Origin of the sequence: Clostridium brassicae (assembly GCF_026738875.1) — a bacterium.
Classification (GTDB): domain Bacteria; phylum Bacillota; class Clostridia; order Clostridiales; family Clostridiaceae; genus Clostridium_H; species Clostridium_H brassicae.
In genome coordinates this window covers 1-1,007 of the sequence record NZ_JAPQFJ010000063.1, presented here as the reverse complement: position 1 = coordinate 1,007, position 1,007 = coordinate 1, and the positions used below count along the sequence as shown (strand labels likewise).

The following is a 1,007-nucleotide window of genomic DNA, read 5'->3' as shown; positions in this document are numbered from 1 at the left end:
ATGTGTTAGGCACGCCGCCAGCGTTCGTCCTGAGCCAGGATCAAACTCTCAATTTAAAAGTTTAATCTTTACTCAATTCAATTGACTGACTTTATATCAACTTCTGTTTAATTTTCAAAGACCATTTTCGTTTGTGTGTTTCAACGACAAAAACTATTTTATACTGTATTTAGATATTTGTCAACATCTTTTTTAAATTTTTTTTATTTTATTTTATAGTTTGAGTTTCACTTTATACTTCAGCACTCTGTAAGCTACTATTTTTCTCTAATTTATATAATAATTTTAAAATTATTATACTTGCTATTACTTATTTGTACTCAAGATCGTTTTTATACGTGATCAACCACATAATTTTATATACAAATGTATTTTAAAAGCATTTTTATTATTAAATATTTCATTTGAATAATACCCTTTTAGATGAATTGCATAAAATATACTATCACATTAATACTTTTGTTATATAGTGTTAATTTATTTATAAGTAGACTAAAATCTATTACATAAAAAAGAACAGTCTATGTAGACTGTTCTTTTTTGGTGGAGATAAAGAGATTCGAACTCTTGACCCCCTGCGTGCAAGGCAGGTGCTCTCCCAACTGAGCTATACCCCCGTATGGTGGACCTTCAGGGACTCGAACCCCAGACCTACCGGTTATGAGCCGGTTGCTCTAACCAACTGAGCTAAAGATCCATGTTGTTAACCCGGCGATGACCTACTCTTCCACACCGTCTCCAGTGCAGTACCATCGGCGCTTTGAAGCTTAACCTTCGTGTTCGGAATGGGAACGGGTGTTACCTTCAAGCCATAATCACCAGATTATCTCTTACAGGTTAAAATTATATCACCTGTGAAGAAACTTGTCAACACTTTTTCGAAAGAATTTTATTCTTTCAAAATTGCACAGTGATGTTCGATCGTAACCAATTACCTAGTCACTGGTTACTTTTATTTGATCAAGCCCTCGACCTATTAGTATCAGTCAGCTTAACATGTTACCACG

At 34.1% G+C, this 1,007-nt stretch carries 2 tRNA genes and 1 rRNA gene; all 3 read right to left on the bottom strand.

Features of this window, described 5'->3' with window-relative positions:
* Positions 1-541: 541 nt before the first annotated feature.
* Positions 542-617 (bottom strand) — tRNA-Ala (locus tag OW729_RS19360).
* A gap of 3 nt (positions 618-620) precedes the next feature.
* Positions 621-697, bottom strand: a tRNA-Ile gene (locus OW729_RS19355).
* Positions 698-706: 9 nt separating this feature from the next.
* Positions 707-823, bottom strand: a 5S ribosomal RNA gene (gene rrf, locus OW729_RS19350).
* Positions 824-1,007: the final 184 nt, after the last annotated feature.